The organism is Vagococcus allomyrinae, from assembly GCF_017829975.1.
Taxonomy (GTDB): domain Bacteria; phylum Bacillota; class Bacilli; order Lactobacillales; family Vagococcaceae; genus Vagococcus_D; species Vagococcus_D allomyrinae.
Map to the genome: position 1 here is coordinate 131,379 of NZ_JAEEGA010000001.1, position 14,941 is coordinate 146,319.

Annotated in this window: 13 protein-coding genes; 12 read left to right on the forward strand and 1 reads right to left on the reverse strand. The window is 40.5% G+C overall.

The window, feature by feature from the left end:
• Window positions 1–3: 3 nt before the first annotated feature.
• A complete protein-coding gene (locus tag I6N95_RS00510) occupies window positions 4–1,191 on the reverse strand; it encodes a hypothetical protein (protein WP_209524381.1) in 1,188 nt (395 codons plus the stop codon).
• Between the two features lie 454 nt (window positions 1,192–1,645).
• Here I6N95_RS00510 and I6N95_RS00515 point away from each other — a divergent pair, with 454 nt between their 5' ends.
• The 12 genes from I6N95_RS00515 to I6N95_RS00570 all read left to right on the forward strand — a co-directional run bounded on the left by I6N95_RS00515 (window position 1,646) and on the right by I6N95_RS00570 (window position 14,939).
• Window positions 1,646–1,930, forward strand: coding sequence for a hypothetical protein (locus I6N95_RS00515; RefSeq protein WP_209524382.1), 285 nt, complete (start codon window positions 1,646–1,648; stop codon window positions 1,928–1,930).
• Between the two features lie 39 nt (window positions 1,931–1,969).
• On the forward strand, window positions 1,970–2,752 hold the full coding sequence (locus I6N95_RS00520) for an HAD family hydrolase (RefSeq protein WP_209524383.1): 783 nt from the start codon (window positions 1,970–1,972) through the stop codon (window positions 2,750–2,752).
• 178 nt (window positions 2,753–2,930) lie between these two features.
• Window positions 2,931–3,455: a hypothetical protein gene (locus I6N95_RS00525; RefSeq protein WP_209524384.1), complete on the forward strand. Its 525-nt coding sequence runs from the start codon at window positions 2,931–2,933 to the stop codon at window positions 3,453–3,455.
• A 360-nt stretch (window positions 3,456–3,815) separates the two neighbouring features.
• The gene (locus I6N95_RS00530) at window positions 3,816–5,177 is read left to right on the forward strand and encodes an extracellular solute-binding protein (protein WP_209524385.1); all 1,362 of its coding nucleotides are present in this window, start codon (window positions 3,816–3,818) and stop codon (window positions 5,175–5,177) included.
• A gap of 92 nt (window positions 5,178–5,269) precedes the next feature.
• Window positions 5,270–6,160 carry a carbohydrate ABC transporter permease gene (locus I6N95_RS00535; protein ID WP_209524386.1) on the forward strand — a complete coding sequence of 297 codons (891 nt, stop codon included), beginning with the start codon at window positions 5,270–5,272 and terminating at the stop codon, window positions 6,158–6,160.
• Window positions 6,161–6,169: 9 nt separating this feature from the next.
• A complete protein-coding gene (locus tag I6N95_RS00540; protein WP_209524387.1) occupies window positions 6,170–7,000 on the forward strand; it encodes a carbohydrate ABC transporter permease in 831 nt (276 codons plus the stop codon).
• Between the two features lie 6 nt (window positions 7,001–7,006).
• Window positions 7,007–10,120, forward strand: a complete 3,114-nt coding sequence (locus I6N95_RS00545) for an alpha-mannosidase (protein WP_209524388.1) — start codon at window positions 7,007–7,009, stop codon at window positions 10,118–10,120.
• A 35-nt stretch (window positions 10,121–10,155) separates the two neighbouring features.
• Entirely contained in the window at window positions 10,156–12,372 is a 2,217-nt protein-coding gene (locus I6N95_RS00550) for a helix-turn-helix transcriptional regulator (protein ID WP_209524389.1), read from the forward strand.
• Window positions 12,373–12,582: 210 nt separating this feature from the next.
• Window positions 12,583–12,825, forward strand: coding sequence for a DUF6429 family protein (locus I6N95_RS00555; RefSeq protein ID WP_209524390.1), 243 nt, complete (start codon window positions 12,583–12,585; stop codon window positions 12,823–12,825).
• 57 nt (window positions 12,826–12,882) lie between these two features.
• Window positions 12,883–13,110: a hypothetical protein gene (locus I6N95_RS00560; RefSeq protein WP_209524391.1), complete on the forward strand. Its 228-nt coding sequence runs from the start codon at window positions 12,883–12,885 to the stop codon at window positions 13,108–13,110.
• A 267-nt stretch (window positions 13,111–13,377) separates the two neighbouring features.
• Window positions 13,378–14,523, forward strand: a complete 1,146-nt coding sequence (locus I6N95_RS00565; protein WP_209524392.1) for a cysteine desulfurase family protein — start codon at window positions 13,378–13,380, stop codon at window positions 14,521–14,523.
• Between the two features lie 68 nt (window positions 14,524–14,591).
• Window positions 14,592–14,939, forward strand: coding sequence for a DUF1831 domain-containing protein (locus tag I6N95_RS00570; protein ID WP_209524393.1), 348 nt, complete (start codon window positions 14,592–14,594; stop codon window positions 14,937–14,939).
• Window positions 14,940–14,941 lie beyond the last annotated feature (2 nt).

Sequence of the window (14,941 nt, forward strand, 5' to 3'; positions counted from 1 at the left end):
CATTTAGGCAGTAGGGTTCGCCTGATAAGCGAGTAAAGCAAGTAAATTATCAAAGGAATAAAACTCTTGGCTAGCAGCATTCCCAAAAGCGCCATAAAACAGGGAGCTACTGTCAGTCACTTGAAATTTTTCCATCTGTTTAATGGCTGTCTGATAAAAGTCAACGTCCCCTAAGCGAGCAGCAATAATTGCTGTAAGAGCATAGGCCGCCGTCGATTGATTGTCATCTACTACTTGGCCATCTTGACTGTAGCGATTGTACAATTTGCCTTTAGCTGTTTGACTTTTTAGGAAAGCGATTGATTCAGGTTGCTGTTTTTCTTGTCGGACTAAGTGCAAAAGACTAATAAGAGATTCCACAATATTGATTTGTTGTGAGTCTTCGTAACCTTTTGTTTCGTAATTATAACGTGTTTGATAGAGGGGGAACTCGTCAGAGAGATAGCCTTCTGTCAGAATTTTTTCTTGAGTAGTTAATAATTGCTTCAGACTTTTTTCGTTGAGTGGCAATAACTTTAGTGCAGCTAGGTCAATGTAGCAAAGGGTAATGTGTTGGCTTTTTTGTTTGCTGCTGCCATCGTAAAAATCAATCAAATGATCATCGATTAAATTGGTTTGACTAAAGCGTTTGGCATAGGTCTGTGACAAGTTGCGCCAAGAAGAATCTTCAAAGACATCAGCAGCGTGGTCCATGACACGAATAATCCGTAGATCATCAACGGCTGCATTAACGGGAAATAGTTTTCCTTTAAGTGGCGAATAGCGATAGCTAAAAAAGCTACCATTGTCAAAGGTTCGTTGCATCTTACTGACTTCGCTTTGAAACAGTTCTTCCATTTGGGCACTTACGGCAAAGGCCATCATAAAACCAGCTGATTCACTTAATATTTCGTGGCCAGTCGCCACCTCTTGATCTTCTTTAGTCTGTTGGTAATTAGTGAAAACACCGTATTGATCCATCATATTATCTTTGATAAAAGCCAACAGACGATCAATTTTAACATCCCCATGATTGACGTCTAAAGGTGGCTGCCGACTGACCGAGGTGTTTTCAGCTTCATGATCATCGGGAGCAGGTAAACTGATGGGTGTTTCTTCTCGTTTTGTACTGATGTGAAGGACTGAGAAAAAAAGAATAGCGGCAAACATTAAAAATAACAAAACAGCTAACGCTTTCGATTTTTTTTTCATGATGGTTCCCACTTTATTATGATTTTAAAGGACATTAAGTCTCGTTTACCATCATATTATAGTATAAACAGGGGAAATAAGTAAGGGAAAGGGGTTGAAGAGAACTAGCTGACATTAGTGGTAATTTCAAAAGGGAACAGGAAGTATTGCTCGTCTTAAAGCTGTGAAATCAAGCTATTTACGCGGTTCTTTTAGAAGGTGATAAAAGAACGTCAGTCATAAACGTGTTTTTTTCAGAAGCAGACTACCTAAAAATTTTGTTTAAAGGTGCCTAATTTGCAAGGTGGAATGAGAGATAAAAGACGAAAACGACAATTGGAAAGTGACAGATGTCTGTTTGCTGGTGGCAGCTAACTGGGGTCTGACTAAGAGTAGCAGTAAGTTAAATTGGTTCTTGACCTGAAACCCATACCAGAGAATATACTAGGTGTAAGAGCGAAAGGTGGTTATTAACATGAACTTGATTGTAGAAATGACAGACAAGCTTGGGATGGATTACTATTATGTCAGGATGTATTGTGAAGGCGAGAGGTTGATGATGGAAACCCCTGATCCTAGGATGAAAGAGTTGAATCGTTGTATGTCTATGAGAGATCTGGAAAAGCTCCATTGGCAAGTCAATGGTAATGTTCGTCGATTGGTTTTTGTTTATAAAGAAGAAGGATACAGCATTGTGGATGTGGGAGCGGAGTTTGAGCGAGTCATTGTGAGCAAACTTATGGCTCAAAGTCTGGTATAATGAATCTTGGAACAAATTCTTGAAGTGGAGTGTAAGTAAATGAATCGCAAGTTAATTGTATTTGATATTGATGGCACGCTATTAAATTCTCAGAAGGAGATAGCGGCCAGTACCTTTGAAAGTATTAAGGCGTTAAAAGCAGCGGGACACCATTTGGCAATTGCTACAGGTCGTAATTATGATTTGGCCAAAGAGGTGGTAAAAGCAGTTGCTTTTGATCATTATATTTGTTGTAATGGGTCAGCAGCCTTTATGAATCATGAGCTAGTTCACAGTCACCCCTTGTCGAAAGAGGGCTTAGCTCGCTTGGTGAAAGTGGCTGATCAGGCTGGGTTGGATTTAATCTTCCAAGGGCTTTATGGGATGCGTCGGCACAATGAGTTGTCGGGGGACAAGTTGGTTTCGGCTATGACAAGTTTTGGTTCTGGCGAACCGGATTATGACGTTGATTTTTATCAAAGGGAAGATGTTTACCAGGCCTTGACATTCCATAGCGTTGAGCAAGAGGACATTTATGCCGATTTTACAGAATTTGATTTTGTGCGCTGGCATGAGGTAGGGGTAGACGTTATCCCTCTTGGAGGCTCTAAGGCAAAAACCATTGCGATTTTGGCCGATAAATTAGGGGTTTCATTGGCGGATACGATTGCCTTTGGCGATGGTGACAATGATCGGGAAATGTTGCGTTTAGTCGGTCATGGTGTGGCCATGGGAAATGCTAGCCAAGCCGTAAAAGCCTGTGCCGATGAAGTAACAGCTAGCCATGATGAAGATGGTATTTACCAGTCTTTAGTGAAATCGGGGCTGATTGCTAAGCTATAAAATAGGGATATAGTTCAGATGTGATAACTTATGTTATTATATCTGAGCTTGTTTTTTGCCGTAAGTTCGGCAAAAAAGAGAATTACGCCAGACGTTTTTTATCGTATAGTAAAACTATAAAAAGGGCAATTAAATGAAAGTTGCTCAATAATTAAAAGATGGATGGGGAATTTTAGTAATGGGGAAAAAAATTTTAGGATATGTTCAACAAGAGGCTAATAAGAAAGAGATGATGGGGAAATCTGACTTTCTGTTTAAGCCCACAAAAGGCTTATCAAAGATTGCAAATTTGCAAGAATTTGCGGCGAAAAGTGATGAATTTATTTTACTGACACACAGTTTGGATGATTTGAATTTACAATTGATTCAATTTTTCCCAATATTAGAAGCACTAAAAGATCGTGATCATGTGATCCGATTTGTGGAACAAGGATTGGCAGAGCCCTTGCCTCACGAGGTGTATTTTGAAATTCTAGTAGAGCTGGCTTCCAGTGAGAAACGAACGATGCAGCGTCGCTACGAAAAATCAAAAATTCAAGCACAAGCAAAAGGAAAAACCTTTGGTCGACCGGTAATCGATGAACGGACGATTAAACAAATTCAATCGTTGTACATGGTTGAGAGACGATCAATTCGTGAAATTTCGCAAAAATGTGAAGTCTCTGTTGGAACGGTCCATAAGTATATTAAAGAAGTACGGTAATAAACAAGGAAGCCTTTTATGGGATTCTTAAGAAGAGCTTAGGAACTGGACGGTCAGTTTCTAGGTTTTTTGTTTTCTTCGACATCATTTGAAAAAATGAGGGCAACACTTTTTTAGCTGATCATCTGATTTTGCTATGAAATTATCGGTCTGCTTTTGATAGGCGTTGACTGTAAATATCGATAATTTGACCTTATGTCGTTTTTTTGTGATTCGTTGGCCTAATAGGGATTATCATGAATAATACTGATATTCATCAGTGGGGCTTTTCGTTAAGATAAGAGTAGTTAAGCGCGAATGTTTCGGCCGAAATGAAAGCGATGACAAAAAGAACACACCTATTAAGGGGGAAGAGAATTGATGAAAAAGAAATTATTATTAGGATTAGTAGCTGGTGCAGCATTAGTCACAACATTGTCAGCTTGTGGTGGCAAAGAAAAAGAGTCTGCTAAAGACTCTGGTAAAACTGAAATAAAAGTCACTTGGCGAGATACTGGTGAAGTGGATACTCTGCGGACCTATTTAGAAACCTTTGCTGAGAAATTTGAAAAAGAGAATGAGGATATAAAATTAGTGTTATCACCTATTACTGCCAGTGAAGGGGATTATTTTTCTAAAGTGGCCTTGTCGATGCAGTCAGAAAGTACGGCACCAGATGTCGTAGCAGAAGATACCTTTATGTTAAATTCCGATGCTAATGCGGGCTATTTGCTTCCATTAGATGACAAAGTAAAAGATTGGTCTGAATGGCCAGAATACACAGAAAACTTAAAAGCTGGTTCGACAGGTGAGGACGGTGTTTTATATGCTATACCAGGTGTCACCGATTCTCGTGGTTTGTGGTATAACAAGAATATTTTTAAAGAAGCTGGCTTGCCGGTTGATTGGCAACCGAAAAATTGGGAAGAAATTATCACGACTGCCAAGACAATTAAAGAGAAAGCACCAAAAGTTATTCCTTTTTCAATGGGTGTAGCTAAGGCCAATGGCGAGTCCGTTTCCATGCAAACCTTTGAAATGTTGTTATATGGAACAAAAGATACATTGTTTGATACGGATACCAAGAAGTGGAATGTGAACACTGCTGGGATAGAAGATTCATTAACGTTTGTTGACGATGTATACAACAAAGAAAAGATCGGACCGTCTTTATCAGTTGCGATGAATAGTAATTACGGTTCTGTTCTATTTCAGGAGAAGTTTCCAAATGATGAGGCGGCGATTATTTTAGACGGTATCTGGAATATCGGGAACTATAAGAGTGATGGGGTAGTGCCGATTGACAATGCGACGGAACGATTTGGTTTTGCGGCGATGCCAACTCAAAATGGCGAAGCGCCAGGAACGACAACCATGGCAGGAGGTTGGTCTTGGTCGATTCCGAAGAAGAGTAAACACCATGATGAATCTTGGCGTGTGATTCAGGCTTTAGGTACAAAAGATGAGCAAGCCGCTCGTGCTTTGGCACAAGGGAACTTGACGGTTCGCGGAGATGCTGCTGAAGTTCCTGAATACAAAGAAGTGCCATTTATGGCAGAAGCAACGGAATTATTGGAAAATGCCTACTTCCGTCCAGCTAATGATAAATATCCAAATGTTTCAACAGAAATTCAAAACATGGTAGAGTCTGTAGCCAGTGGTAGCAAAACACCTGAAGAAGCAGCTAAGCAATACGCAGACAATGTGACGCGGATTGTCGGCAAAGAAAATGTGAAAGACTAAGGCATTATTTGCTGAGAAAGTGGAAGTCATTTTATAAAAACTAGTTAGCAAAGGAAGTTTTTCCTTTGCTAAACTTTTAAGTAGGTGGAAAAATGGATGGAACTGCTGTAAAAAATCAGTTGTCGAATGCGAAAAAGTCGTTATTATTTCTTTCGCCGTCATTAATTTTGTTGTTAATTTTCTTTATTAGTCCGATGGTCTTAACAGTTCTGTTTTCTTTTACCAATCTCTCTTTAACGGGAGCAGATGCTAGTAATTTGCAGTTTATTGGCTTTGAAAACTTTGCTAGGATGTTTCAGGATCCAGAGTTTCGGGTAAGTGTCTGGAACACGATTGTCTTTGTTCTTTTTTCAGCTGTTTTGGGACAGTGCTTCTTTGGCTTTTTAATTGCTTTCTTGATGAAGGAAAAGAATAAGCATTTTCGCAAAGTAGTTGGTTTAATTATTATTGCAGCATGGGTTACACCAGAAGTTGTCGTTTCCTTTTGCTGGGTGGCTTTTTTAGGAGATAGTGGGACCGCTAATTCTTTGGTCGGCTTATTTAATATCGAACCTGTGGCGTGGCTCTTTACATTTCCCATGATTAGTGTGGTCATCGCCAATATCTGGCGGGGGACGGCTTTCTCGATGATGGTATTTCAATCGGCTTTGGATGATATTCCGAAAGAAGTAGAAGAAGCGGCCTTTATGGATGGGGCAACGCGCTGGGAAGTCGTGCGGCACATCACAATTCCGATGGTCCGTGGTACGATAGCGACCAATGTCATGTTAGTTACTTTGCAAACTTTAGGGGTCTTTACCTTGATCTATACAATGACCGGCGGTGGACCAGGATCAAGTACGTCAACCTTACCAGTCTTTATGTACAAACAGGCCTTCGTTAGTTATCAACTCGGGTATGGCACAGCCATCTCTCTAGTTTTATTGGTAATCGGCGCAGGTGCTAGTCTCTTATATATGAAAACCTTAAAAGTGAAAGTGTAGGTGAGCAACATGGTGAAAAAGAGTCAAAAAATAGAAAAAGGGCTTCATTATCTCATTTTAAGTATCTTAGCGTTGTTGTTCCTACTGCCTTTACTGTGGATGATTTTTGCTTCTGTTGATACTGGTGCTATTCAGTCGTTAAAAATACCAGAAAAACTGACATTAGCCAATTTTACTTCGATATTGACAGATCCCGCGATTATTCGCTCGTTCTTTATTGGGTTGGGCATGTCAGGAACCCAAGCTATTTTGGTGGTCGGTTTGTCAGTTTTGGCCGCCTACCCACTGTCCCGTTATCAATTAAAATTTAAGAAAAGTTTTATGATGACGATTTTATTTCTGACATCACTGCCAATGACGGCCGTGATGGTGCCTGTGTATCAATTATTTCTTTACTTGAAGTTTCAAGATTCGATTATTGCTGTGACCTTCTTCTTAACAGCCTCATCCTTACCTTATGGTATTTGGATGATGAAGAATTTTATGGACTCAGTGCCACTTGAATTGGAAGAAAGTGCTTGGGTAGATGGGGCTTCATCTTGGCAAGGAGTGTATAAAATCGTGGCGCCTTTGATCGTACCAGGGATCTTTACTGTGGCAATCTTTACCTTTTCCGGCAGTTGGGGTAATTTTTTTGTTCCCTATATCTTGATTCAATCACCGGACAAGATGCCAGCTTCTGTGACAATCTTTCAGTTTTTTGGTAATTTTGGCATGGTGAATTATGGCCGTTTAGCGGCTTTCTCAGTTATTTATACAGTACCTGTGGTGGCTTTATACGCTTTATCACAAAATTTTATGTCTAAAGGCTTTAGTTTAGGCGGGGCAACGAAAGGATAGGATGAAATGAGTTTAGAAATGCGTAAGTTTCAGGCCCGTGTGGCCGAATTAGCTCCTTATCGCTACCGCAACCGGTTGGCGATTGGTGAGTGGCAAGTCGTAGAAGATTTAACGAAGCAAGATAAATACCCAAGTGAGCGAGTAGTAGCCGAAGAAAAACCTTTTAGAGTTGGCGATCGGTGGGAAGGACGAGATTATTATTTGTGGATCAGCACGGAATTAGTGGTGCCGGTCACAACAGAACGACTGGTTCTGTTGTTCGACTTTGGTAAAACAGGTGGTGGTCATAATTCCGGCTTTGAATCCCTGTTGTTTATTAACAATGAACCTTATCAAGGGGTGGATTCCAATCATCAAGAAGTGTTTTTGCCTCCTGAAATGGCTGGTCAAACCTTACAATTGAGTTTGAAATTGTGGTCTGGCTTAGAAGGTGGTGGCCCCAAAATCATGCAAGAACACCGCTTTTTATGTGCGGATCTGGCAGTTTTAGATGAAGCTGTGGATGATTTTTATTATTCAACAGATGTGTTAGTGAAAACCATTGAGTTGTTAGCTGAGAATGATCCGACTCGGGTGGCCTTGGTTAAAACAGTCACAAAAGCGTTTCAAGGCATTGATTGGTCTCAAGCTGGGAGTGTCACTTTTTACGAGTCACTCGCTTTGAGCAATCAGGCCCTTCAATTGAGAATTGACGAGTTACCGAAAGAGACAGATGTGATGGTCAAAGCGATAGGTCATACCCATATCGATGTGGCTTGGCTTTGGCGGTTAAAGCACACGCGAGAAAAGGCCAGTCGTTCTTTTTCGACGGTGTTGCGGTTAATGGAGCAATACCCAGATTATGTGTTTTTGCAAACTCAGCCACAGCTGTATGCTTATATCAAGGAGGATTATCCAGAAATCTACAGTCAAATCAAAGAACGGGTAGCAGAAGGTCGTTGGGAAATTGATGGAGGCATGTGGTTAGAAGCCGATTGCAATATTCCTTCTGGTGAGTCCTTTGTTCGGCAATTTTTATATGGTTCGCAATTTATCAAAAAGGAGTTCAATAAACAAACTGAATACTTATGGTTACCAGATGTTTTTGGTTATTCGTGGGCGTTGCCTCAGATTTTGCAAAAGAGCGGTATTAAAACCTTTATGACGACTAAAATTAGCTGGAATCAGTTTAATCGGATGCCTCATGATACCTTCATTTGGAAGGGGATTGACGGCAGTGAGATTTTAACCCATTTTGTTACAACACCTGAAATATCTGAAGACACGGGCTCCGACTGGCGCTATACCTATAACGGTATGATTGAACCAGCTACTGTTAAAGGGATATATGACACCTATCGGGATAAAGAGATTAACAGTCAGTTATTGCTATCATACGGGTATGGAGATGGCGGTGGTGGCGTCAATCGCGACATGCTTGAAAAACGCCGCCGCATCAATAAGGTTCCTGGTTTGCCTAAGATTGAAATGGGCAGAGCTGATGAGTTCTTTCATGACCTTCATCAGACGATCGAAGAGACGGAAGGCTATGTTCATAAGTGGGATGGGGAATTGTATCTAGAGTACCATCGGGGAACTTATACGTCTCAAGCTTACGTCAAAAAAATGAACCGGCGACTGGAACTGCGCTATCGGGAGCTGGAGATATTGGTTTCTTTACTAGTGGATAAAGAAGAGCATCAAGCCTTAAAGAGTTGGTTTGATCAGGGCTGGACGATTATCTTACGGAATCAGTTTCATGACATTATTCCCGGTTCTTCGATTGAAGAAGTTTACCGAGACAATAAGCTGGAGTATGAAGTGGCTTGGAAGATTGCTGATAAGATTGAAGCGGCAATCACTGAGTTGAGTCATGTGGCTGAAGAGGGTACCTGGACGGTTTACAATACAGCTAGCTGGTCACGGAAAGAACTGATTCAAGTGGCAGTAGCGACAGATGGGCAATTTCTCGATGAGCAGGGCGCTGTTTTAGCTGCTGAAAAAACAGCGAAGGGCTATTTAGTTGAAACACCAGAGGTTGGGCCTGTTAGCAGTCAGCAGATTCGCTTTGAAGCTCGTCGGCAGCCGGAAAGATCGGCTAAAGCGGCGGTGATTGATTTAGTCGCCAATGAGTTGGAAACAGAGGACTATTTGATAAAATGGCAATCAACTGGCCAGCTAAGTAGTATTTATGATAAGACCAATCAACGTCAAGTCATCAAGCCTGAAGGCCTAGGGAACTACTTGAAGCTTTATGAGGATAAACCAATTGATTATGATGCGTGGGACATCGATATTTTTTACAGTGAAAAGAGTCGCCTTTTAAACGCCACAGCCATTGAAGTGGTTGCCAATAATTCCTTTTTAGCGACTATTTGTTTTAGTTATCAATTTGGTCAATCTAAGATCAGTCAGTTTATGACGGTTTATCGAGACTCTCGCCGCATTGATTTTAAAACAGAGGTGGATTGGAAAGAGCGTCAGCAATTACTAAAAACTCATTTCGACCTGATGATTCGCAATACAGAAGCAACATATGATATTCAGTATGGCAGCGTTAAGCGACCAACGCATTGGAACACTAGCTGGGATTCGGCTCGTTTTGAAAGTGTCGCTCATCAATGGATTGATTTTTCTGAACGAAGTTATGGGGTTAGTTTATTAAATGAGTCTAAGTATGGCCATTCTGTTAAAGAACAGACCATGACTTTATCGTTATTAAAAGGAGGTATTTATCCGGATCCTGAGGCAGATGTGGGCCATCACATTTTTACATACAGTTTGTTACCTCATGAGGGCGATTTTATTGAAGGGAGGACAGTGGAAGAGGCTTGGCAGTTAAACAATCCATTGACTGTTCTACCTGGGGCAGGAAAAATCCCTGCTGATTTTATTATTCTGAGTGATCAATGTGTTATAATTGATGCTATCAAAGTCGCTGAAGAAGGAGCGGGAATTGTTCTGAGAGTCCATGAGCATACAGGGGATACTCGGCACGTAAGCTTACAGCCAAACTTTGCTTATTCAACTTGGTCTGAATGTAATTTGATGGAAGACAGAACGGGCTTTGAGACGATGAACGGAGACCTTAGTTTTACCTTAAAGCCTTATGAGATCAAAACATTTATCTTTAATCAATAGTTAGAGAGCGGGCTAACAATAGAGAGGGTGACGAAATGTTTAAGAGAAATTTGCTGTTTAGAACATTTTTAACCTTTTCTATTGTTGTTTTTTTATACAGTGGGTTATTGATGTGGACGACGATTGCCAAGCATTATGAACGGTTAGCTTATCAGAATAACAGCTTGAATGAACAGTTTTTGGAAAAGACCAGTCTGTCGATAGACAATCGTTTGGAAGTGTTATTTACTTATATTAATTTTCTATCAGAGAAGGAAAGTATCGATCAGTATTTACGGGAAGAAGACAATGAGTTTGCTTCTTTTTCTACCTTGTATGACGACCTCGTGAACAATTTATTTTCCATTAGCCAACTAGGATTCAATATTGGGGTAGCTAAGGACATTAACGGGTATATCGTTTCCCCAGATGGTTATTTTTTGTTTGATGATTATATCAAACATTTAGATTTGGAGAAGGAATTGTATCGGATTAAAAATATTTTGTCGAATAAAACAAACTCCACTTATGAGTACATTGCTGGACGAGATAAGTCGATCATGATTATCAAACAAACACAAGAATCTACGCAAAAAAGCATTTATTATTTTATTGTCTTTGATAATGGGGTGGTTTTGCCGGATAGTTTACCTAATGACACTGGAATGTTTGTTTTTGGTAATCAGGATAGCCGCCTATTTGAGATCGGTCCGCCTAAAGAGTTAAACTTGGGATTACCGAAAGGACGGGATAATAAGGGACTGGTTTCTTCGGAAAAAATCGATGACCAAACTTTTTTTATGAGGCGCTCAGGTGTGATACCTTCCATGACCTATTATTACAGCGTGCCAAATACGAAAGTGACAGCGTTGACTAAAGAATCCGTCAGCAGTTTGATTTGGATGTTGTCTTCATTGGTTATTATGGGAGTGGGCATTGTCTTTTTCAGCAGTCGAAAAAATTATATGCCAATCAAACAGATTTTACAAAACTTTGATGATCACCAAGATAAAAACAGAGATTTACTAGCGGATCAAAATGAATTGGATTTTATCTTGGAAAATATTAAACGAATCAATGCGGCTAATCAGGAATTGGAGTTGGAATATTCCAAGTCTCTCTATGCCATGCAGGAGGATTTCTTAAAAGAGGTTATTTTTGGTGCTACTGATAATCTGGCGGCTAAGCTGTCGGAGCTGCAGTTGACAGACTATCAGAATGGTGGCACTTTGGTAATCTTGTCATTGGAAGGGGTATCGGAGTTAGAGGCCAATTTAAGTGAGTTTAATGTGTTAACGCTGCGCAAACGGATCATTCAAACGTATCAGGCGTCTATGAATAGTCAGCTCTTTATGCCGGTAGCCATCGATTATCGTCGCTTTTGTTTGTTCTTTTTAGAGAAAGATATTCGCGAGGTGACCGCAGTATTGGAAGCTCTTAAGAATTTGATTGAAAAGGAGAACGCGGTGGATATTACCTTTACTATTGCCAATCCAATCGCGGACATTGCCAGATTGCCCCACGCGTATAATGAGGCTTTAAGCCTGCTTGATGTGAAGTACTCTTTTGTTGAAACGAAAATTATTTCCACTAAGAGCCCAGCCATTAACAATCGAGAGGATTACAACTATAGCTTGGAGTCAGAGCAATTGTTTTTAAATACGTTAAAGACAAAAAATTATGGTGAAGGCATTAAGTATATCGTGGATTTGACTCATGACAATTTTACTAAGCGGCAAATGAACATTCACAGTACCATTGAATTTAAGTATGCCTTGATTAACACCATTAAGCGCAGCTTGAATTATGTCAATAAGTCATTTTTGGAATTTTCCAATAGTCATTATCTATTGTTTGAGAAAATTACGAGCAATGATTCAGGGGTGTTGGAAGACGCCTTTGTCCATATTTTTACGCGAGTTATTCAAGAAGTAAAGGCGGTCAATGAAGGGACCGATAAGACGACACCGGAGCGTATTGTGGAATATTTGCAAGAAAATTATCAGGGAGATATTTCTCTGACGGCTATTGCGACCCGCTTCAATTTATCGGAATCCTATGTCAGTCGGGTGATCAAGGAAGCCACTGGGACGAGTTTTAAAAACTATATCAATGCGTTAAAAGTCGATAAAGCCAAGGAATTGTTGTCCACAGGAAAATTTAAGGTAAACGAAGTATCTGAGATGGTAGGATGTAATAACGTTAATACCTTTATTCGGATTTTTAAACAATTTGAAGGTCAGTCACCGGGGCAATTTATGCGTGACTGCTAAAGGGAAACCAAAGAAGTGCCACTATTATGTCTTAATATTGGCGCTTTTTTGTGCTACACTTAAAGTATATAGCTCCCATTAAATAATCATCCAATGGAACTATCTGTTTGATTATTTAACATGATGTATATAATAAAACTGGTAATTGGCTAGTTGCATCGGAACAAATAAGGAGATAGCTGTGGGGTTTATCATCGGGAGGTGATAAGAATGAGAGACGAACTTAATGAAGAGTTAACTTTGATGTTGCTGTATTTGAATAGCTGGCAGGAAAAATTAGGTGATTTTCAAGTGACTAGAAGTTGGAAAGGCTATGATTATGCGACGTTAAACCTGTTGTCAGAAAAAGGATTAATTGACGGTTCTGGGCGCAAAAAATCAGTCTACTTTTATCCTCAAGGGGTGGAAGAAGCCAAGCGGTTGTTTGAAAAGTATGGGTTAAAAATTGATTGATTGTGACTTTTGAAAGGCGGATCTCGCAGGATAGTACGCATTAGAAAGCGGGTTAAAATGGCAGAATTTGAAAAAGATTTTATCATGAGACAAACCAAAGATATGGCCAAGGCTTTGGCTAAGTTTATGGAGAAAGACGACGTGGATGATTTGCTAAAACTAGATGAAAAACATACCGATCAAGTCGAAGACCACGTTGACGTAGATGCCAAGATAGCTGAGGAACTGGTAAGGCTTAAGGGGAAAACAAGCGAGCGACGAACGGAGATAATCGAAGAAGATTAAGGGCAGAAAGCTGACTGGGGAAGGGAGTTGGCTTTTTGTGCTAGCTTTGTAGCGCGAGGGAGTGGCACGACGGGCTTTTTTGCGTTATACTAGCTGATATAATGGCGACTAGATACATCATGTTAAATAATCAAACAGATAGTTCCATTGGATAATTCGCATAATCATCCGCCAAGAGTGGGACTTTCAGCTTTTTTCTGGCTGAAAGTTTAACGGTAAAGGAAGATTATTTAATGGGAACTATATAACTAGTAAAGGATGACGACGATGGAAAGAATCTATTTGGATCACGGGGCAACGACACCGATGCACCCCCTTGTAATTGAAAAAATGACCGAGATAATGGCGACTGTCTTCGGCAATCCTTCTAGTATTCATCAGCAAGGGCGACAGGCTCACGGCTTGTTGGAAGAGGCTCGTAGCAAGATTGCCAATAGTTTAAATGCCAATGACCATGAGATCATTTTTACCAGCGGTGGGACAGAAAGTGATAACAGCGCGATTATGCAAACGGCTCATGCCCGAGTGGCAGAGGGGAAACATATCATCACGTCGGCAGTGGAGCATCCTGCTGTTTTAAATACGATGAAAGAACTGGTTCATCAAGGCTTTGAGGTGACTTATTTACCAGTGAATGAAGCAGGTGGACTCACAGCTGAATCGGTGGCAGAAGTCTTGCGGGAGGACACGATATTAGTGTCTCTAATGTCCCTTAACAATGAAACGGGGGTTCGTTTTCCAATTGCTGAAATTGGTCAATTACTGGCAGGCCACTCGGCCTATTTTCACACAGATGCCGTTCAAGCATTTGGTTTAGATGAGCTCGATGTGAAGGCGCTGGGGGTTGATTTTCTCAGTGCGACAGCTCATAAGATCAACGGGCCTAAAGGCATTGGTTTTTTGTATATTCGTGATGGCATTAGCTTGCCGGCCTTGTTACATGGCGGTGAGCAGGAAGAAAAAAGGCGACCAGGTACTGAAAATTTAGCGGGGATTCAAGGGTTTGCTACGGCAGTGGAGATTTTGACGCCTGTTGAAAAAGCCAAACGACTGGCTGCGTATGAGCACTTTGGCTTGTTGATTAAAGAGGCGTTGACAGAGGCAGAGATACCTTTTGTGATCAATGGTGGGCAAGGAGAGAAGTCTCCCCATATTCTAAATTTATGGCTGAAAGGTATCCCTAATGATTTACTTTTAATGCACTTGGATCTTCAAGGGATTTCTCTGTCGATTGGGTCGGCTTGTACGGCTGGGAATGTGGAACCGTCTCATGTACTGGAAGCGATGTATGGCAAGGGACACCCTAGTACGAAAGAATCGTTGCGGGTTAGTTTTGGTTTGGGAAACACGGTAGCAGAGATTGAGCTATTTATCGAAAGGTTATTGGAAGTCGTGCATCGGTTAGGGAAATAGTAAATGCCGTGGACGGACCATGATTTTATTAGTATAATGAAGTATCATAGATTATAGAGGTGAAAAGAATGGCATTTGAGAAACAAGCAACTGTATTAGGTTGTCCTGTGACGTATAAATTAGGAGAAAACGCTAAAAAGTACACACTTAGAGACAACGGCTTTACTGAAACCAATTCAGGTAATTTACAATTAATCCGTCCTTTGGATGCAACTCCTCAAAGTAAGCAAGGATTTAAATTGAAAATTACGGTAGCCAAAGATTTGGAAAGCTTTAAAATGTCGATTACGACAGCGAATGGCATGAAAGCCATGAATATTTTTAATAACGATAAATTTGAAATGAACCAGGAGAAGTTTTACTTCCTGATGGATGGCATGATTGATCGCGGTTGTTTTGCTAAGGTAACTGAATAAGC